Source organism: Alterotamlana spongicola (genome assembly GCF_035818475.1).
GTDB lineage: Bacteria > Bacteroidota > Bacteroidia > Flavobacteriales > Flavobacteriaceae > Cognatitamlana.
In genome coordinates, this window is record NZ_JAYMGV010000001.1 from 362425 (window position 1) to 382184 (window position 19760).

15 protein-coding genes are annotated in these 19760 nt (G+C 33.9%); 5 read left to right on the plus strand and 10 right to left on the minus strand.

Going from position 1 to position 19760, the window contains the following annotated elements:
• Positions 1-165: 165 nt before the first annotated feature.
• The 5 genes from VOI54_RS01610 (at position 166) to VOI54_RS01630 (ending at position 3932) form a co-directional block, all read left to right on the plus strand.
• Complete coding sequence (locus VOI54_RS01610; protein WP_326280980.1) at positions 166-1401, plus strand: 3-deoxy-D-manno-octulosonic acid transferase; 1236 nt, start codon at positions 166-168, stop codon at positions 1399-1401.
• Positions 1402-1507: 106 nt separating this feature from the next.
• Positions 1508-1852, plus strand: coding sequence for a hypothetical protein (locus VOI54_RS01615; protein WP_326280981.1), 345 nt, complete (start codon positions 1508-1510; stop codon positions 1850-1852).
• 99 nt (positions 1853-1951) lie between these two features.
• Entirely contained in the window at positions 1952-2383 is a 432-nt protein-coding gene (locus VOI54_RS01620; RefSeq protein ID WP_326280982.1) for a helix-turn-helix domain-containing protein, read from the plus strand.
• 23 nt (positions 2384-2406) lie between these two features.
• Positions 2407-3231 (plus strand): IS3 family transposase, encoded by an 825-nt coding sequence (locus tag VOI54_RS01625; protein ID WP_326280983.1) that lies wholly within the window; start codon positions 2407-2409, stop codon positions 3229-3231.
• A 98-nt stretch (positions 3232-3329) separates the two neighbouring features.
• Positions 3330-3932 (plus strand): DUF4468 domain-containing protein, encoded by a 603-nt coding sequence (locus VOI54_RS01630; protein ID WP_326280984.1) that lies wholly within the window; start codon positions 3330-3332, stop codon positions 3930-3932.
• Positions 3933-3981: 49 nt separating this feature from the next.
• Here the strand turns inward: VOI54_RS01630 and VOI54_RS01635 are convergent, their stop codons facing one another.
• The 10 genes from VOI54_RS01635 to VOI54_RS01680 all read right to left on the minus strand — a co-directional run bounded on the left by VOI54_RS01635 (position 3982) and on the right by VOI54_RS01680 (position 19747).
• Positions 3982-5169 carry a carboxypeptidase-like regulatory domain-containing protein gene (locus tag VOI54_RS01635; protein WP_326280985.1) on the minus strand — a complete coding sequence of 396 codons (1188 nt, stop codon included), beginning with the start codon at positions 5167-5169 and terminating at the stop codon, positions 3982-3984.
• Positions 5170-5177: 8 nt separating this feature from the next.
• Positions 5178-6614 carry a sulfatase-like hydrolase/transferase gene (locus VOI54_RS01640; RefSeq protein ID WP_326280986.1) on the minus strand — a complete coding sequence of 479 codons (1437 nt, stop codon included), beginning with the start codon at positions 6612-6614 and terminating at the stop codon, positions 5178-5180.
• A 26-nt stretch (positions 6615-6640) separates the two neighbouring features.
• Positions 6641-8572 carry an alpha-L-fucosidase gene (locus VOI54_RS01645; RefSeq protein ID WP_326280987.1) on the minus strand — a complete coding sequence of 644 codons (1932 nt, stop codon included), beginning with the start codon at positions 8570-8572 and terminating at the stop codon, positions 6641-6643.
• 2 nt (positions 8573-8574) lie between these two features.
• Positions 8575-10062, minus strand: coding sequence for a sulfatase family protein (locus VOI54_RS01650; protein WP_326280988.1), 1488 nt, complete (start codon positions 10060-10062; stop codon positions 8575-8577).
• 21 nt (positions 10063-10083) lie between these two features.
• Positions 10084-11583 carry a sulfatase family protein gene (locus tag VOI54_RS01655; protein WP_326280989.1) on the minus strand — a complete coding sequence of 500 codons (1500 nt, stop codon included), beginning with the start codon at positions 11581-11583 and terminating at the stop codon, positions 10084-10086.
• 307 nt (positions 11584-11890) lie between these two features.
• On the minus strand, positions 11891-13477 hold the full coding sequence (locus tag VOI54_RS01660; protein ID WP_326280990.1) for a T9SS type A sorting domain-containing protein: 1587 nt from the start codon (positions 13475-13477) through the stop codon (positions 11891-11893).
• 94 nt (positions 13478-13571) lie between these two features.
• Positions 13572-15827 (minus strand): beta-glucosidase BglX, encoded by a 2256-nt coding sequence (gene bglX / locus VOI54_RS01665; protein WP_326280991.1) that lies wholly within the window; start codon positions 15825-15827, stop codon positions 13572-13574.
• Positions 15828-15877: 50 nt separating this feature from the next.
• Positions 15878-17524 carry a sulfatase family protein gene (locus VOI54_RS01670; protein ID WP_326280992.1) on the minus strand — a complete coding sequence of 549 codons (1647 nt, stop codon included), beginning with the start codon at positions 17522-17524 and terminating at the stop codon, positions 15878-15880.
• Positions 17525-17575: 51 nt separating this feature from the next.
• Positions 17576-18904, minus strand: a complete 1329-nt coding sequence (locus tag VOI54_RS01675) for a glucoamylase family protein (RefSeq protein ID WP_326280993.1) — start codon at positions 18902-18904, stop codon at positions 17576-17578.
• Between the two features lie 12 nt (positions 18905-18916).
• Complete coding sequence (locus VOI54_RS01680) at positions 18917-19747, minus strand: formylglycine-generating enzyme family protein (protein ID WP_326280994.1); 831 nt, start codon at positions 19745-19747, stop codon at positions 18917-18919.
• Positions 19748-19760: the final 13 nt, after the last annotated feature.

Below are 19760 nucleotides of genomic sequence, written 5' to 3' on the forward strand. Positions count from 1 at the left end.
CAAATTTACAAAAATCATTAATGCTAACCAATCAAACCTATATGATTTAATCGTTACTTTAATTTCAAAATATGTTTAATGTGATTTTATCTCAGAATAGTTAAACTATTAAATTAAAGCATGTTTTTATTTTAAAAGAAGTGTATTTTAGCACAAAGAAAAGTTTTGAGTTTTATTTATAACATTGGTATTCATCTCACAGCATTTATTCTTTACTGCGGTGCCTGGTTTAATGAAAAACTTGCCAAAGGCGTTAAAGGAAGACAAAACACTTTTACAGCCTTAGAACGGCATTTAAATAAAACAGATAAAACATTATGGTTCCACTGTGCGTCATTGGGAGAATATGAACAGGGACTTCCTGTTTTTAAAGCCTTAAGAACTCACTATACAAATCATAAAATAGTACTGAGCTTTTTTTCACCATCCGGTTATGAAATCAGGAAAAACAGTCCCGTTGCAGATATTGTTATTTACCTGCCATTGGATACCAATACCAATGCCAAAAAATTTATTGATCTTGTAAATCCTGAATTGACCATTTTTGTGAAGTATGACATTTGGCCAAACTTTTTAAAGCAATTAAAGCAAAAACAACTCAAAGCCATTTTAATTTCTGCTGCTTTTAGAAAAGGGCAATCTTTTTTTAAATTTTATGGTTCACAGCTCAGGAAAGCTCTGTTTACTTTTGATCATATCTTTACTCAAAATGAGATCTCAAAAACATTACTACAATCCATAAACTATGAGCAGGTAACTGTTTCTGGTGATACCCGGTTTGATCGTGTTTCCAGTCAACTTAACGTAGATAACCGTTTAGATTTTATTGAACAGTTTAAAGACAATAAGCTCTGTATTGTTGCCGGAAGTACATGGCCAGAAGATGAAGCTTTACTTATCAATTTTATTAATAAAATATCATCAAATACCGTTAAGTTTATTATTGCTCCTCATAATATTAAACCAAATCAAATAAAGTACCTTCAGGAAAAGATTCAATTAAAAACCATTTTATTTTCCGAAAAAGAAAACAAATCATTGCCAGAAGCACAGGTTTTTATAGTGGACACCATTGGCATACTTTCAAAAATTTATAATTATGCTGATATTGCCTATGTTGGTGGCGCTTTAGGTAATACCGGTTTGCATAACACTCTGGAACCAGCTGTATTTGGGATTCCTATTATAATTGGCAACACTTATGATAAGTTCCCTGAAGCTCAAGCCATGATTAACAAAGGTGGTATGTTTTCAATCTCTAACCAGAAATCATTTAATACCGTGCTAAATGAATTGATTGAAAACAAAGATAAACGCCTGGAATCTGGTAGTAAGAATGAAGCCTATATTAAAGAAAATAAAGGAGCCGTCATCCAGATACTCGATTATCTACGTATATAGTAATGCTTGATCCAAGATTTATTTTTTGAAAATATTAAGTTTTTAAAAATAAAGTAGTTAGATTAGCAATAACTATAAAAAACAATTAACACTAAAACAAAAACCAATGAAAAAATTAGTATTAAGTATTGCCTTATTATTAGCATTAAGCTTAAGTTTCACATCTTGTAGAGATACAAAAAAAGCAGATTCTGTTGAAGAAGCTGTAGAGCAAGCAGCAGATAACGCAAGTGATGCTGCTAAAGATGTTGCAGAAGCCACAGAAGAAGCTGTTGACGCGGCAGGAGAAGCTGTAGATAAAGCTGTAGATGCTGCAGGAGAGACTGTAGGTAAAGCAGCTGACGCTGCAGAAGAAGCCGTTGATAATGCTGCAAAAGCTGCCGGTGATGCTGTTGATGACGCTACAGATGCTGTAAAGAAAGAAGCTGATAAGCTTAAAACAGGACACTAAATAGTTACTTATTAAATAAAAAAACCACCTATAAAGGGTGGTTTTTTTATTTAATTTAATGTCCCGTCCTGAAATAGCGTTACAGTAAAAAGTTATTTTATGGAATCTACAAATTCAAATTATGTAAAGCGAACACAAAAAGATTACAGTTTATCCTTTAAGCTACAAGTTGTTCAAGAGATTGAGCAAGGCTTATTAACAAGAGCTCAAGCTTTGGATAAATATGGCATCCAAGCCAGATCTACGATTCGCACTTGGTTAAAAAAATATGGTAAATTTGATTATGACTTTAATATAAATCGACCCATGTCCAAAACACCTGAACAACGTATTTTAGAATTAGAGCAACAAGTCAAGCTTTTAGAAAAGCAAAAAGCTAGAGCTGAATTTTTAGCCGAACAAGCTGATAAAAAAGCAATCATTTTTGATATGATGATTGATATTGCCGAAGAAGAATTTAATATTCCTATTAGAAAAAAGCACGTACCCGAGTTATCGAAAAATATAGCCAAGAAAAACAAGAAAGCATAACTGCTACCTGTGATTTACTCGGGGTGAATAGACAGGTATATTATAGGGCTATTCAATCCTATAAAGATAAACAAAAGCTTAGTAAAAAGGTAATTGATTTAGTAAATACTATTCGTATATCAATGCCAAGAATAGGAACAAGAAAATTATTTCATCTTTTAAAACATCAATTAAAAATAATAGGAGTTGGTCGTGATAAGCTATTTAAAATATTAAAAGCTAATAATTTATTGATTACGCCTAAAAAGAAATATCATACAACTACAGATTCTCATCATAGATTTAGAAAGCATAAAAATCGAATTAAAGAAGTTGAGTTTGTCAGGCCAGAACAAGTATGGGTGAGTGATATTACTTATATAGGCAATAGAGAAAACCCTTGTTATTTAGCCTTAATTACTGATGCTTACTCTAAAAAAATAATGGGATATAATGTCTCTGATAGTTTAAATGTAGAAGGAGCTTTAAGTGCTTTAGATATGGCTATCTCTAACAGAAGTTATAGTAAAGAGCCTATAATTCATCATTCTGATAGAGGATTGCAATATTGCGCTAACGAATATCAAAAAATATTAAATATCAATAATATTAGATCTAGTATGACTGAAAAATATGACCCTTATGAAAATGCCATAGCAGAAAGAATCAATGGCATTCTTAAACAGGAATTTGCTATTGACAAGTATCATACTTCAATGGAAATTAAAACGCAATTAATTAAAAATGCTATTGGTATTTATAATCAAATAAGACCGCATTTATCAAATTCAATGTTGACTCCTAATCAAATGCATCAACAAAATAAATTAAAAAGAAAAAGCTACAAAAAACAAAAGGTAGCAAATTAAAATTGCTACCTTGTATTTATTAATTCTTGTATCGATTATTCAGGACGTCACATAAGTTTTTTATTTTGTAAGACATAAAGTTTTAATCATAATATATCATGAAACTAATCTCCCTACTTACAACTTTATTAATCTCTACTTTTGTGTTTTCACAAGTGGAAAACGATACACTTTCTGTTACTGGAAACAATTTGTTTTCTAAAAATAACAGTGAAAAAATAGATACATTCACTTTTGATATAAATGGCCTAACCCCTAAAGTATTAATCATTGACATAGAAGGATTAAGCAAAAATGACCTATTAACAAAAGCCATAGCATGGGCTAAAGAAAAATATGGTAATTTTGAGGAAGCTGTACAAATAAAAGATAAAAATAAAAAAATAGCTATACGTGGTTTTGCTGATAATGCCTTGTGCTTTGGAGTAAAGCCTGATTATAAATGCGAAGGATTATCATACAATTTGGTCTTAACCATTCAAAACGGCAAGTACCGTTTTAAACCAACAAGATTATCTTATAATACTTCAGCAAATAAAAGGACATGGGTTAATTTAAATAAAAGTGCTTTTCATGAAAGTAGTACTACTTTAAAAAAAGGGCATGACAATGTGCCTTCACAGATTGAAGCCTTATTTAATAACCTAAACAAAAGTTTACAAAATTACTTGAATGATAAGATGCAAGAAGACGAATGGTAATTAAACAGCACTCCCTTCTCTTCCTATATAAGTATCTCTATTTTTATGACTATTTATTCACTGCCTGATATTGCTCTTCCAATGGTACACCATAATTATCCTGTAATTCTCTTTTAATTTTCTTAAAAAGCTTGGTATCCAGCGGCATTGGTAAAGTTTCCCAAAATGCCTTGTTATACGGCATTTTAATATCAGTCATATCAGCATTGGCATGACCATAATCCTTAACTTTAAAACGCTTTCTTTCCATATTTATTCCTAATATAAATGCTTCATGCAAATAAGACACCTTCATTCTCTTACCTTTAAACCCTTGTTTTTGCATTTGTTTTAGTTTCTCCGGTGGTAGCTTCTGCATAGCATTAAAGACCCTGGTGTGATAGCTTAAATATAGTTTTCCCTTACTATTCTCTCTAAAAATATAGGTACCCTTTAAATTACGCGCTGAAGTTTCAACCTTATATACTTTATAAGTATCTGTACCTATATATAGAATAATACTCTTATCCCCTTCTTTTGTTCCTTTAATAATTCTCACATCTTCATTATTAAACACTGAGGCTCCTATTTGCTTATACTCAAAAGATAGCACTCGTTTTGGGTATCGCAACGGGTTTAGCTTGGTCATTACACTTAAAGCATGCCCGTTTTGCTTTACAAATAAGCTTCTATAATCTTCAGATTGCCTGGATTCAACTATTTCTAATGATGTAACGGGCTTAGTCAATCCATTATCATATAAATTAGCATATTGTTCAATCAAAAACTTGGCTTTACCTCCTTCTGATGATGCTCTTCTATACAATACTTTTAACTGATGTAATTTATTCACTGTATTTTGTTCAAGGCTTTGCAATGCCTTTTTAACGACCAAATCGGCCTTTATTGATTCTAAAGCTACCGCATCTAATTCTGAGACAGCTTCTTCCATTACGATCTTATTAGTTGCAACCGATGCTAATTTAGCAACTGAAAACTCCTGTGTTTTATAACCTATACTTGATATAGTGACTGTTTCAGATTTTAAACCCTGTGCTACCGAAAAATAAAAATAACCTTCATCATTACTTGATGTTCCTATATTCTCTGATAAAATAACAACTGACACATATGGTAGTGGTTCTCCTGATTCATCAATAATAATTCCTTCTATCTCTAATTTTTGTCCTTGTGCATTTAAATTTGAACATAAACTTAAAACACAAAAACAAAACATGCACTTTAATATTTTTCTCATAATCATTATCATTTATTTAAACTTTCCCAGGTTTTCCCTTTATTAAAGGCTTTTAAATCTCTTTTACATGGCCAATCCGTTTTAACAAAAACACCTATGTCTCTTTTTAAAGGGAATCCAATAGCTGTTTTATTCCTCCATGCATCACTTTTCTGTATCATACGACTAATAACTTTGGTGTAGTCTTGGTCTTGGAAAAGATCGTTTTTTTCTAATGGATCTGCCTCTAAATCATATAACTCAACACCTTTATTTTGTCTTATTAATTTTAAGTTGTCACTACGCATAACCAATCGTTCAGAATGCATCCAAAACACATCTCTTTTTTTAATGCTCTTTCCCTTACTTAAGGTTTTCCATAAGTCCACACCATCTGGTTTATTAGTCCTATCTGATTTAACTCCAGCTAATTTTAAAACTGTTGGAAAAATATCCATTGACAGCATAACCTGAGTATTTACCTGTCCCGGAGATAATTTTCCTTTCCAATAAAAAACACCTGGTACTTTTATACCACCCTCATACATAGTGCCTTTATGCCCTCTTGTGTTTCCGTTTACCTTACCATGCTTTACGCCCAAGAACTCTCCCCCATTATCTGAAATAAAAATCACCAAGGTATTGTCTTCAATATTATACTTCCTTAGCGTATTCATAATTTGTCCAACACCCTTATCCATTTCTGCAACCATCTCTGAATATCGTCTCATATATTCTTCTTTTGAAAAATGATGGTCTACTTTATAGGCATAAAATTCATCTGTTCTCATCGCTTTATCATTTGGCCCCTGCATTGGCACATGTACTGCTGCCTGTGGCATGTATAAAAAGAACGGTTTTTGATGATTATCTTCAATAAACTTTACTGCTGCAGTATTTAATAATGTTGTAGCATAACCTTCCTGGTTATTCAACTTATGGTCTACCCACCAATCTGCAAAACTTTCGGTATTATGATGCGAGATGAAATCTATATTACCATCTAAAAAGCCAACAAACTCATCAAAACCTTGATTTTTTGGTTGATATTTTTCTCCTGCACCCAAATGCCATTTCCCAAAAACTCCCGTATGGTAGCCCACTTTTTTTAGCTCTTTTGCTAAGACTTTATTTTCATCAGGGTCTAAACCATCATCTTTTAAACAATGAAAATAAATATGATCTAAACCTACACGTTGTTGATACCTTCCGGTCATTAACGCTACACGGGTTGGCGAACACACAGTACTGTTACTATAAAAATTTGTGCATTTTACTCCTTCTTGAGCCAATTTATCTAATTGTGGTGTGTATATGCCTTCTCCTCCAAAACTACTTAGTCCGGCATAACCTAAATCATCTGCCATGATTAAAATAATATTTGGCCTCGAAAATTTATCGTTCTGCCCCACTACATTATTAAGGGTGCACAACATAAAAATTAAAATTAAACGTATAGGTTTCATAATCTGGTATTTATTATAATTCATCATTAATCTATTAACTCTCCCCTTCTGTGAATGGCTTTATCTCTTTTTACTGTAGCTACTAGTTTGACTGTACCTTTTATTGATTCCGGATTGTCAACCTCTAAAATATAGTCTCCTTTTTCGGGAATATCATCGACCAATGCTATGGAATACAACTTGCTGTTTTCAATTTTATCTAAACTTGCTTCTATTTCTTTTATAACTTGCCCCTTTAAATCTTTTATTCGTCCTTTTACAACTTCATTACCGGGAGTTTCTCCAAACTCTAATGCCAAATGAGCTCCTCTTTTTCCATGTTTCATTACAAAAGGAATCTGCATCTTGCTATTTTGAAGTTCAAAACGTTTAGCTAATGTGGTACTGGCATTGGGAAGTAAAAAATGCCCTGATTCCTGCCACGCTATTTTAAAACCTTTCAGCTTAAATCCATAACTAAAGTTTAGTTTTGGGTTATTCTTATCTACTTCAGCCAAATCTATTTCTATAGTACTCTTTTCCGTAACCTTAAATGGGACCTCACCATAGCCTAATAAACTAACAGTAGCGCCTTCTGTAGCACTCAATACTTTTACAGCATTTAAATTCAATATATTATACTTAGGCCAATCCAAAACAAAAGCGTATAATTTTGTTGAGTCTTTGCTTTGTGTGTATCTGATCTCTTTTGAAGTATAATCTTCTTCATCTTTCTTATGAGAGTTAGCTGCAGCATTATGGCCTTTTGAAGAGGATTTAATACCTTCTCCATAATTATACCATGTTCTTGTATTGTAAATCCCTTCTCCGTTTACGCCTAACCAAGCCCCAATTTCAAGCAACATTTTTTCTAAAGGTTTTGGTATTACGCCTTCATGGTCTGGTCCTATATTTAAAAGAAAACAACCATTTTTAGAAACAATATCCACCAATCTATCTACCATCTTATTAGTAGGTTCAAATTTTGCTCCTCTATAATGGAACCAAGATCCAGGTGAGTTATCAGTAAGCCAGGTATGATCTGTCATAAAACCTATTCTACCTCGTTCCAAATCTAACGTTGAATAGTTCAATTCCGGGATATCCTCTCTTTCTTTTTGAGCCACCGTTGGTTCTTGTCCATTAGCCAAGGCTTGATTATAATACGTGCTATACATTTTAAGCTTAATATCTTCATCATGCCAGCCCAAACCAAAATCATAATAAATTAAATCGGGTTTATATTTTCCTGTAAACTCTAAAACTTTATCCAGAAATAACTCTTGAAAGTTTCTGTCTATAGTTTTAAATGCTTTTGTTCCTCTTTTTGTATTAAAATAAAATTCCGGTCTTTTTGGGCCATATAAAAGGGGGGCTTTTTCCATATCAAACTGTGCTGCCGGTTCATAAAACCGATATGTAAAACCATGGTGAAAAGATCCCATAAACTTCATTCCTCTTTTAATAATAGCGTCTCTTAATTCTCCTGACACATCTCTTTTTGGGCCCTTTTGAACACTATTCCAAGGTGATATTTTTGAATCCCACATTAAAAAATTATCATGGTGTACCGCTACTGGTCCAGCGAATTTTGCCCCAGCCTTATAAAATAATTCAGCCCATGTCTCCGCATTAAATTTAGGAGCTGTAAACCGTTCCAGTAAATCTTTATATCCTACTTTATCCTGGCTTCCAAAATGTTTTTTATGATATTCAAATGCCGGTGAATGTTCTAAATACATCATTCTTCCATACCAGCCATAAGCAAATTTATCATTGTACTGATTTCCATAAGTAGAACCTCCCCAATGGGTATATATACCAAATTTAGCGTCTTTTAACCATTCAGGGGTTTTATAATTTTTAATCAATGATTCATGGGTGGGCTCAATCTTTTTTTTCTCAACTTTATTCTTTTCTAAATTACCACAACTACTTACTAATGCCAAGACCAATAAGCCACTTATTAGATTTTTCATACTTATACTTTTTTTACTGGTATGGTTGTACCTCTAACCTTTGAATACGATTTTTTTAGATGTTGATATGCTTTTTCTTCTTTGGTAGTTAATTGATTAACATTTAACTTATGCTCTTCGTTTGGGTCTTCTTTTACATTATAAAAGCTTCCGTCACTATACAATTTATAATGTGCATTATGAATAGCATCTTTAGCCTTTTTAGGGTCACGGCCAAAAAACCAATAATGGCAGAATACAAAATCCCTACTATTAACGGCTTCTCCTTTTAATCGTGGAAGGAATGAAATACCATCAATTTCAGAATCTGTTTTAACTCCTGCTGCATCTATAACTGTAGCAAAAAAGTCTGAAAAGTCTATTAAATCTTCATAGCTATGTCCTTTTTGGTTATAGATTGAACGATATTTTGCCCAATCCACAATCATAGGTACATTAGTCCCATCGCGCCTCATATCATCCTTTCTTCCAGGGATATCTCCATAAGTTGCTTTGGTAATTGGCCCTTCTACATAAACGTCTTTCTTTTTTCTCTTTAATAGCACAGATTGCTCTCCGGGTAATCTAACAACTTCATCATGTCTGCTACCTGTAACAGAAATTACACGTTTTATTGTTGTGCTTGGCGCTGTAACCGGAACCGCATAACCCGTTCCATTATCTCCTGTAAACATGATAATGGTATTGTCTCTTTGCCCTGTTTTTTCCAGTGTCTTAATAATATTTCCAACTAAATGGTCTATGTATTCAATATTATCTTTAAAGTATCTTACTTCGCTCACTTTTTCTCCGCTTTTGTCACCGTCATTGGAGAAGGGAGTTGGTGCCCACGGATTATGAGGAAGCATCATAGGGTAGTATAAAAAAAATGGCTTTTTTCTTTTTTTTGATATAAAATTACGTGCATATTCATTCATCATATCCGGCCCATAACGCTCACTTGTTTTATAATATTCTCCGTTGGCAACTACATTTTTATTTTCCCAATAACGTTCTTTTCCCTTTCTATACGGCTTATCTTTAGGATTCTGAGGTTTTACACCATTATTCAAACAGTATTCATCCCAACCAAAGTTTAAAATATCCTGATGTTTTCCACCCAATTGCCACTTTCCTACAATACATGTATTGTAACCGGCTTCTTGTAGAACATTCCCAAAAGTAACTTCTGTCTTAGGTAGTAATCCAAACTTTTCATAGTTTCTGAAATTATACTTACCTGTCATTATTTTTACACGGGAAGGGGTACATAATGGTTGTGCAAAACAGTTTTCAAATTTCATTCCTTCTGACGCTAATCTATCTAAGTTAGGCGTTTTGTAATCTAATCCGCCATGAGCTCCAACAGTTTCCTTACCCATATCATCAGTCATTATTATGATTATATTGGGTCTGTCTTCACTATTTTTCTGGCTATTAGCAAATAGTGCTAATACACATAATAGTGCAGTGAAAATTATTTTTTTCTGTTCCTCAATTTTATATTGCATAATCATATTAAATAGTCTTCTTTATTGCTTATTTGTAAATTTTTTAGTTCTGGTATAGGGCTGCTTAAATAATGGTTTTCCGTTCAAAGGCATAGCCGCTCCCCAAGTATTATATTTTTCTTGCAATCTTTTTGCTATTTCAGGATACTTATCTTTTAAATTATGCTTTTCATACGGATCTTCGGCTAGGTTAAAAAGGCGTGTTTCAACAGATTTTGGTGCTCCGGGTACTTTTTCTCCATGCTCTTTTATGGTTAACATATTTTCATTTAATTCCTGATCGTTCCATGTTAATTTCCAGTCCCCATCCCTAATTGCATAATCGTCTTGATATGTCCAATAGAGCACCTCATGGGGGCGTTCTTTTTTAGTGCCCTGTATGTATGGTAATAAATTAACACCGCTTAAATGGTCTTCTTTTGTTGAAACTCCAATATTTTCAGCAATAGTTGGTAAGATATCTATTGAAATTACTGGTTTATCATATACCTGCCCCGGAGTGGTTTTCCCTGGCCATTTCATGATAAAAGGTACACGTATACCGCCTTCATAAGTATCCCCCTTAAACCCTTTAAGACCTCCTGTTGAAGACATTGCTGTTTCTCCGTAGTTATGCTTGTAATGACCAGCGATACCTTTGGGTGACCCATTATCAGATAAAAAGATAATCACGGTATTGTCATCAATATTTTTCTCTTTTAACTTATTCATCATTGCCCCAACACCATCATCAATAGCTAAAGTCATTCCTGCTAATATTCTACGGTACTTCAGTTTAATATCTCTTTCCTTGTCTACTCTTTCCAGATAATTATCAGGAACAGACCAAGGGTAGTGAACCGCATTATAAGCTACGTATAACAGGAAAGGTTTATCACTATTTTTATCAATAAAATCAACAGCTTCTTCATTAAACTTGTCTGTTAAATAATCTCCTTTATTATAGTCAACAATATCACTATTTCGTTGAATTGGCCATTCATTTGCTTTTTTATGATCGTATGATTTTGCAGCATTAAAATAATCGTGCCCTCCTATGTAAAACCCATAAAAATAATCCCAGTTTCTGTTTTCTGGTTTAAATTCATCTTTGGCATAACCCATATGCCATTTACCAATAGCTCCTGTTGTATATCCTGCTTGTTTAACATAATCTGAAATCATTTTTTCATCTGCAGGAAAGCCGTCTTTGGCATTCTTGCCAAAATTCCCCCATATACCTATCTCATCACTATAGCGCCCTGACAAAAGAGATGTTCTTGATGGCCCACATACCGAGCAAGTCACATAACCTTGTGAAAATTGTGTTCCTTCTGAGGCTAATTTATCAATATTAGGTGTTAGCATGTCATCTGCTCCCTGATACCCAACATCTCCCCATCCCATATCATCTACCAAAACTATAATGAAGTTTGGCTTTTTTTCGGTATTCAAAACTTTACTATTAGTTGCTGTTTTACAACCAATAACTATACTACTTAAAATAACAATTAATAAAACGGTATTAAATCTTAACATCATAAAAAATTATATTAGTTGCATAAATTATACGCGCTGCTGAATTTTAACTCATTAAACAAAGCCTTTATTTTGAAGAGGGATAGGGCTTAAATGTATTTATTCTTGGAGTATTTATAGCTACTTCAAAAATACTACACAGCATTTGTTAAAAAACTGAAAAACAATTATTTAAAATCACAGTCTTTTTATAATATTCATGACAAACAACCTATAACCACTTATTTTAAGCTACTTTACCATGTCATGTTTTCTATAAATAAATGACAAGTTTTTAGATTAACATCATGCTCTTTAGGCTTAATACCAGCTATTTTCTGATGAATTTTAGCCTGATCCTATCATCAATATTCAATATGTACACCCCTGATGAAAAATGACTCACATCAATGGAGCCATCACCCCTTAAATTAAACTCTTGTTCAATTCCTAATACATTATATATAGAAACTGATTCTAAATCTTTTATCCCTTTTACAAATAAGTCATCACCCTTAACCGGGTTAGGATATAACTTAACCTGCTGTTTTAGATCAAAACGTTTTGATGACAATGTAGAAAAGTTAAAATCATTATAAGTACTAAAAAAATCAGACCCGCAATACTCAGGCAAAGTGGCTATTCCAAAAACCAATGGAGCAAAATCAACACCTTGTATCTTTGGAGCTAACCAGGTAGGCTCTTTAATGCTATACCGCCAAACTACTTTTTTAGAAGTGTCCCATGGAAGGCTGTACACTCCTTTATTATTAGTATATAGAGACAAGAAATCATCTTTTGAACCGGGATTTACCGGCATATAAGCTGCTAAAGTATGTGGTGACACAATCACAAAAGGGTTCTTATCTATTTTATCAACCGAATAATGTGCTTTATTTAAATCTATTGGATCGGTTCCGGGGTCTATTCCACTACCTGCACTCATGGCCCATTCATAAGGTTCTATAGTAATGGTATTATCTGCTATATCTGCATTTTGAAACCAAACTTTATCTGCATTCTTAATATTTTCCATATAATGCAAATACCCTTTTCCGTCTATATCTCCCCCGCTATTAGTGGTATAATAATTACACAAATAGTATGGCATTTGATAGGTGTGTTCTGCTTGAAAGTTTAAATTCTTTACTGTTAAAATATCATAGTTACCATAATTCACTTTGTATAAATTTGCTGTTTGAGCGTACCACATATCCCATAATCTTTGAGCGGGACCCGTCGGGCTTGATTCTTGCTCTTGCTTATACGCCAGCCATGCTACTAAAACATATTCATTATATGGTCGGGTAATATTATTCCCAGGGCCTGTCCCATCTTCATTTATTGCCAGGTATAATCCACCTCCATTGGCATCAGTATTAGGATCAACTACTGCTACTGACCAATCTATACTATTTAAAAGCGTATCTGCTAATGCTGTTATCTGACTGGCTTTAGGGTGACTGCTAAAATAATTTTTACAGAATCGTACTCCCGACATGAAAACAGCGTTGTCTACCGTACTGAATTCTGAAGTTCCAACTCCAGTTAATTTATTGAAAAAATGACGATAATAGCCTGTTGGATTCCGATCTGGTGTAAACCCATTTCCTCCGGCAGAAAGCGTGGTTAAGGTTTCTATTACCAGATCTTCAGCATCAGTGATCCATCCCATTTTATCAGCAATACAAACGGTTACCAAAGCCATTCCATCTACTGCAATTGATGAATTGGCTAGATCGTTATTATTATTTAGGTTTATTTTTGCCTGATAAATCCCCGTTAAAGGATCTCTCATTCGTTCATAAACACTATATGAATTCCTAAACAATTCTGTTAACGTAGTATTCTCCTGCCCGTAAGCTGTTATAAACAACAAGCAAATCAATATACTGTGTAATACTTTATTAAGTTTCATTTGTTTAAGACTTATCTATTCATTCCATAACATATTATCACCGACTGCATCAAAAACATGGTCTCATTTTACAAATGCATTTCTATCATCGTTATTATTTTAACCAGTTTATTTTAACTTCTTTTACCTGAGCTGAACTGGTTCCTATATAAATATTGAAATCACCACTTTCCCAATCATACTTTAAATCACTATTGAAAAATTTCAGCTCATTAGGTGTTATTTTAAATGTAACTGTTTTTGACTCCTGAGGTTTTAAATGCACTTTATTAAAACCTTTAAGTTCTTTTACTGCCCTTGAAACTGAAGCTATAGGGTCATTAATATATAATTGAACGATTTCTTCACCGGCATAATCTCCTGTATTAGTTATTGTTACAGATGCCTGAAGCATGTCATCTCCTTTTAATTGGCTTTTATTCAAGGTAATCTCAGAATAGTCAAAATTGGTATAACTTAATCCATAACCAAAAGGGTATAAAGGTGTATTAGGGATATCCAGATACTTTGTTGTGAATTTAAAATCACTCTTTGGTCTTCCTGTTTTTTTATGATTATAGTACACCGGAATTTGTCCTACATGACGTGGAAATGTTGCCGTGAGTTTTCCTGATGGGTTATAATCGCCAAACAAAACTTCTGCTATAGCATGACCAGCTTCTATTCCTAAATGCCAGGTTTCTAATATAGCATCAACATTACTATTTTCCCAGGTTAGCGTCATAGGCCTTCCATTTCCTAAAACCAAAACAACCGGCTTACCTGTTTTTATCATAGCCTTTAATAAATTGATTTGATTTTCTGGTATACTAATATCTGCTCTACTTGCGGCTTCTCCAGACCAGGCTCTGGGTTCTCCCAGGTGAGCCAGGATAACATCTGATTTTTCAGCTGCCTCTATAGCTTCTTTTAACAGTAATTCTGTTTTGTTATGATCCACTATAACCGAATCTCTTACTACAACATTTTTGTTATTAGTACGGTTTACATTTAATAAATAAGGATCTGTTGTAAAATCAGCCCCTTTAGCATATAGGACCTCAGCTTTTCCTTTTAAAAGGTCTTTTACCCCTCTTAATAATGATACCACATGTGTAGTATCTTTGGTATTAGCCCATGTTCCTAACATGTCTATTCTGGAATTGGCCAACGGACCAATTACAGCTATGGTGCCTTCTTTTTTTAATGGTAAGATATTTTTATTATTTCTTAACAAGACTATAGAACGCTTGGCTATTTCTCTAGCTGCTGTTTTATTGTTTGGGGTCAAAATATCTTTTTTTGCCCGCTTTGCATCAAAATATTTAAAAGGATCATCAAACAACCCTAATTTATATTTTGCTTCTAACACCACTCTGCAGACCTGATCTATCTCTTCTTGTGTAACCTTTCCTTCTGCTAAAGATGTCCCTAAAGTTCCTATAAATGATTGCCCAACCATATCAATATTCACTCCTGCTTTTAATGCCAAAACAGCGACTTCCTGAAGATCTCCAACACCATGATGCATCATTTCATTGATAGCCGTAAAATCTGTAACAACCAGTCCGTTAAAGCCCCATTGTTCTCTTAAAAGGTCATTTAATAACCATTTATTTCCGGTTGCCGGTATTCCATCAACCAAATTAAAAGAAGTCATTGCACTTCCTGCTCCTGCTTCTATAGCGGCTTTGTAAGGTGGAAAATAATCTTGAAACATAGTTAACCTACTCATATCAACAGTGTTGTAATCTCTACCGGCTTCTGAAGCTCCATATAGTGCAAAATGCTTTACACATGCCATAATGGTATTGTTAGCAGATAAATCATCTCCCTGATAGCCTTTAACCAGAGCTTCTCCTATTTTAGATCCTAAAAACGGATCTTCTCCTGCGCCTTCTGCTATACGCCCCCAACGTGGGTCTCTTGCAATATCTACCATAGGAGAATAGGTCCAGTTTATACCAACGGCACTTGCTTCTATTGCTGCAATTCTGGCACTTTTCTCAATTAAATCCATATCCCAGGTACAAGCCATGGCAAGAGGAATAGGAAAAATGGTTGCTGACCCATGAATAATATCTCTTCCATATAATAAAGGGATTCCCAATCGGGATTCATTAACCGCTATTTCCTGACTTTTTCTACCTCCTGAAACTCCTATTAGCCCTTTTCTAATGATATCTTCTTTCCCCTCTCCATCTGATATAACAGGCAAGTTTCCTGCTCCTGAAGCTAAATTAAGCTGCCCTAACTTTTCCTCTAAAGTCATTTTACCCATTAGATCATCAATGAACTTATCCATTTCCGGGTTCTGAGCTGCAACACTAACTCCTATAAGCAGAAGTATTATAATCAGTTGTTTTTTCATTTTAATTAGTTATCCGTCTTAGGGTGAACATCTATTCTAACTCAATTAATCTATTTTCTGCTTTCTTGAAAGCGCTCTTTATACATATCAATATACTTCTTATCCAACTCTTTTGAATCTTTATATTTCACCCTTAAGGCTGCCAATTTTTGGGTTAAATCTTTTACAATATCAGCATACTCCGGGTCGTTATAGACATTCTTCATTTCAAGGGTGTCCTTTTCACGATCATAAAGCTCCCATTCATCAATATCATCATAAAAATGAACCAGCTTATACTTTGTGGTCACTATAGCATAATGGCGTTTAACCATATGTGGTCCCGGATATTCATAATAATGATAGTATACAGCATCCCGGTTCCAGCTTTCCTCTTCACCCTTAAGTAAAGGCATTAAGCTTTCTCCCTGCATATCTGATGGCGCCAATACACCTGCTGCTTCTAATATGGTTTGTGCAAAATCTAAATTTTGTACCATTTGGTTAGAGGTTGTCCCTTCTTTTATAACATGAGGCCAACGTACCAATAATGGTGTTTTAAAGGATTCATCATAAACGAATCTTTTGTCAAACCAGCCATGTTCTCCTAAATAAAAGCCCTGGTCTGAAGTGTATACTACAATGGTATTATCACTCAAATTATTTTCATCTAAATAATCCAAAACCCGTCCTACATTTTCATCAACCGCTGCAATACATCCTAAATAATCTTGCATATATCTTTGATATCTCCATTTCATCAAATCATTAGCTGTCATATTTGGATATGCTTTTTTAAAGTCCTCATTAACCTCCATATAAGTGGCATCCCACTCATCTTTCTGTGCTTTTGTAAAACGGCTATACTTTTTATCAAACAATCTGCCTCCCCATTTACTGGTTCCTTCCATGTTTAACTCCTTTATCACTTCCGGATATATTTTTGAATCTGCTGCATAGGTCATATGAGTTAACAAATTCATCTCTGCTTCTTTAGCGGCAGAACCTCTTCCTTGATAATCATCAAATAGTGTTTCTGGCTCCGGAAATGTTTTTTTGGTATATTCTTTAAAATGTCTTGGTGCCGGAAACCATTCTCTATGTGGTGCCTTGTGCAAATACATTAATAAAAATGGCTTCTCAGGATCTCTACGCTCCTCCATCCAATCTAATGTTAGATCTGTAATAATATCTGTAACATAACCTTCTATTTTTATATTCCCTGTATTTGTTATGAATTCAGGATTGTAATAATCACCTTGTCCTGGTAAGATTTTAAACTCATCAAATCCTTTAGGGTTATTTCCAAAATGAAGTTTTCCAAACATAGCTGTTTGATAGCCTGCTTTTTGTAAGAGTTGTGGAAAAGTAACATTGGTTGAATCAAATGGAAAATGATTATCAATTTTTCCGGTTAAATGTGTATGCTTACCTGTTAAAATTGTGGCTCTTGATGGCGCACAGATAGAATTTGTAACACAAGCATTTTTAAATAACATCCCTTCTTTTGCTATTCTATCAATACTTGGTGTCTCAATAAGTTTATTGCTGTAAGCACTAATAGCCTGATATGCATGATCATCACTCATCATGAAAATGATATTTGGCCTTTTTTTAGCTACTGGTTTACTTTTTTCTTTACAAGATGTAAATCCTGAAATAAAAAATAGTAATATCAATGTTTTAATGAGATAAATTCTTGACAATTTATTTTTCATAATTTGAAATTTTTGGTTTGCAAATTGAGTTTTAGTTCTATTCTTTAGTAGTTACAAATTCTTAAACTTAGCCTTTTTCATACCTGTTTGCACATATGGAATGTCCATGAAACGTTTCCAGATAGACCCACTTCTATAATTTTCAATTGATAAAACCTCATTCCCTTTATCAATACCTAAATAGGTGTCATCATACCAATTTTGATAGGGGTTAAAAGAATCTACAAATCCGTATTCCTTGAATATTTTGTCGCCGTAGTTTTGGTACATATACTTAATAGCTCTTAATGACTCTTCGGGAATAAATGATAAGGAAGCCAATACTGCTGATGGCGCTAATGTGCCATTATAAGGGTGTGAAAACCCTAAATAACCATCACGCCCTGCAATTGCCGTCCACCCCCAAAGTTCTTCCGGGTAACCATGCGCATAGCCCCAACTGTTAGTATATTCTTTATTAGCTTTTAACGCATTTATACTCATTTTATAATAATCTACATAATCATCAGATTTATTTCTGAAGTCATACCAACAAGCAGGAAATTGATAGATATAGGCTAGGGGTTGTAATACGCCGTGAGGGGTTAGAAATTCTCCTATATCATTATACGGTTTTATGGGAATAAACCCTTTACCACTGGCCCAGGCACTCCAACTGGCATCAGGTAATGTATATGTAGGTGACCCCAGACCTAATAAATAAACTAAATTATACTCGTTGTAGCCTTTGTAAACGGCTACCGGTTTCATTTCCGGCCTCCAACCGCCTACAACCGCTTTCTCTTCATTTATATATTTATCCCATTGGGCATTTTTGTATATTTTATCCGCCAAAATTGCGACTTCGGTACCTTTAAAATATTCCATAACATCTAAGACACCTGCCATTAAAATAGCAGTATCTATAGTTGAAACTTCAGATTTCCCATTACGTTTTCCTGTATCTATATTAAAAAAATGGTAGAAAAAACCGTACTTACCTTCTACACAAAAATCATCAGGATTATTTGGGTCTTTATAATAACTATTTAATGTTAGTAATATTCTTTTATAGGCTTCATCTTTTGTTATCCAGCCTCTTTCAACGCCAACAATAAAAGCTGACAAACCAAAGCCTGAAGTTGCTACACTGGTACGTCTATTTTTACTATGCCCATCATAAATAAGCCCTGTGTTTTCATCAAAACCTTCCCAAAAAAAGTCAAACGCTTTATGTTGCACCAGGTCTAAAAACCCCTGGTCTTCTTTTGATAAATCTTTCCAAGCATATGATTTTTTTGGTGCTTTTTTATCCGGTTCATTTTTACAAGAATAACTTATAAAAATGAGCAGTCCTAAAAATAAAACAATTTGATTTTTTTTCAATTTAATTATATTCATCTTTAATACGTTTTAATGTATTGGCCTTAAAGCAAGTCTTAAGCCTATAGAGCTATACCCATTTTTAGGTGGATCTTGGAATCTGGTTGTAGCTTTTGTATTTAATGCCGGTCCAAACCAACTCCCCCCTCTTACTATTTTCTTTTCGCCTTTTGGTGGCCCAACCGGATCTTTTACGCCTTCTTTTGAATACTCCTCAAACCAATCATAACACCATTCGGATAAGTTTCCTCTTAAATCATATATACCCAACCTATTTGGATGTTTCCTTCCAATTGGATGCACCTTTTTATCACTATTGTTTCTATACCAGGCTATAGCGTCTAAAGGCTTATTTTTAGCAAATGTTTTACATGTATATTCCCATTGTGCTTCTGTAGGTAAACTATATTTATAGCCTTCTGGTAAATTACCCTTCTCTATTTCATTAAGCTTATTACAAAAACCGATGCTCTCTTCCCAAGAAATAAAATACATAGGGATACTATCTCCTACGCCTCTTATTGTCCATTTTTTATACTGTTTCTTTTGCTGCTCTTCCACGGTAGTTTTCATGAACCACAGCCATTGTTTTTGGGTGATTTCATATTTACTCAACCAAAAGCCCTTAGATATTTTAACAGTGTGTACCGGTGTATCTTTATGCTTTACAGCATCACCTTCATGGCTACCCATTTCAAAGTTCCCTTTAGGCACCCAAACCATTTCAACAATATTATTGTCTCCAAGGTTTACACTAAACGACTCTCCTTCGGATTTTTTAACAGATGTGCTCTTACTTGATGAAGCACATGACAATAGCATAAAAAAACTAACTAAGCCTAAGGATAATCTCCGTATCATTTTATGCCATTTC

What these genes read in the sequence shown, in the direction of transcription:
- VOI54_RS01615 (WP_326280981.1), top strand. Translation starts at nt 1,508, where the DNA reads ATGAAAAAATTAGTATTAAGTATTGCCTTATTATTAGCATTAAGCTTA.
- VOI54_RS01620 (WP_326280982.1), top strand. Translation starts at nt 1,952, where the DNA reads ATGGAATCTACAAATTCAAATTATGTAAAGCGAACACAAAAAGATTAC.
- VOI54_RS01630 (WP_326280984.1), top strand. Translation starts at nt 3,330, where the DNA reads ATGAAACTAATCTCCCTACTTACAACTTTATTAATCTCTACTTTTGTG.
- VOI54_RS01635 (WP_326280985.1), bottom strand. Translation starts at nt 5,169, where the DNA reads ATGAGAAAAATATTAAAGTGCATGTTTTGTTTTTGTGTTTTAAGTTTA.
- VOI54_RS01640 (WP_326280986.1), bottom strand. Translation starts at nt 6,614, where the DNA reads ATGAAACCTATACGTTTAATTTTAATTTTTATGTTGTGCACCCTTAAT.
- VOI54_RS01645 (WP_326280987.1), bottom strand. Translation starts at nt 8,572, where the DNA reads ATGAAAAATCTAATAAGTGGCTTATTGGTCTTGGCATTAGTAAGTAGT.
- VOI54_RS01650 (WP_326280988.1), bottom strand. Translation starts at nt 10,062, where the DNA reads ATGCAATATAAAATTGAGGAACAGAAAAAAATAATTTTCACTGCACTA.
- VOI54_RS01655 (WP_326280989.1), bottom strand. Translation starts at nt 11,583, where the DNA reads ATGATGTTAAGATTTAATACCGTTTTATTAATTGTTATTTTAAGTAGT.
- VOI54_RS01660 (WP_326280990.1), bottom strand. Translation starts at nt 13,477, where the DNA reads ATGAAACTTAATAAAGTATTACACAGTATATTGATTTGCTTGTTGTTT.
- bglX (WP_326280991.1), bottom strand. Translation starts at nt 15,827, where the DNA reads ATGAAAAAACAACTGATTATAATACTTCTGCTTATAGGAGTTAGTGTT.
- VOI54_RS01670 (WP_326280992.1), bottom strand. Translation starts at nt 17,524, where the DNA reads ATGAAAAATAAATTGTCAAGAATTTATCTCATTAAAACATTGATATTA.
- VOI54_RS01675 (WP_326280993.1), bottom strand. Translation starts at nt 18,904, where the DNA reads ATGAATATAATTAAATTGAAAAAAAATCAAATTGTTTTATTTTTAGGA.
- VOI54_RS01680 (WP_326280994.1), bottom strand. Translation starts at nt 19,747, where the DNA reads ATGATACGGAGATTATCCTTAGGCTTAGTTAGTTTTTTTATGCTATTG.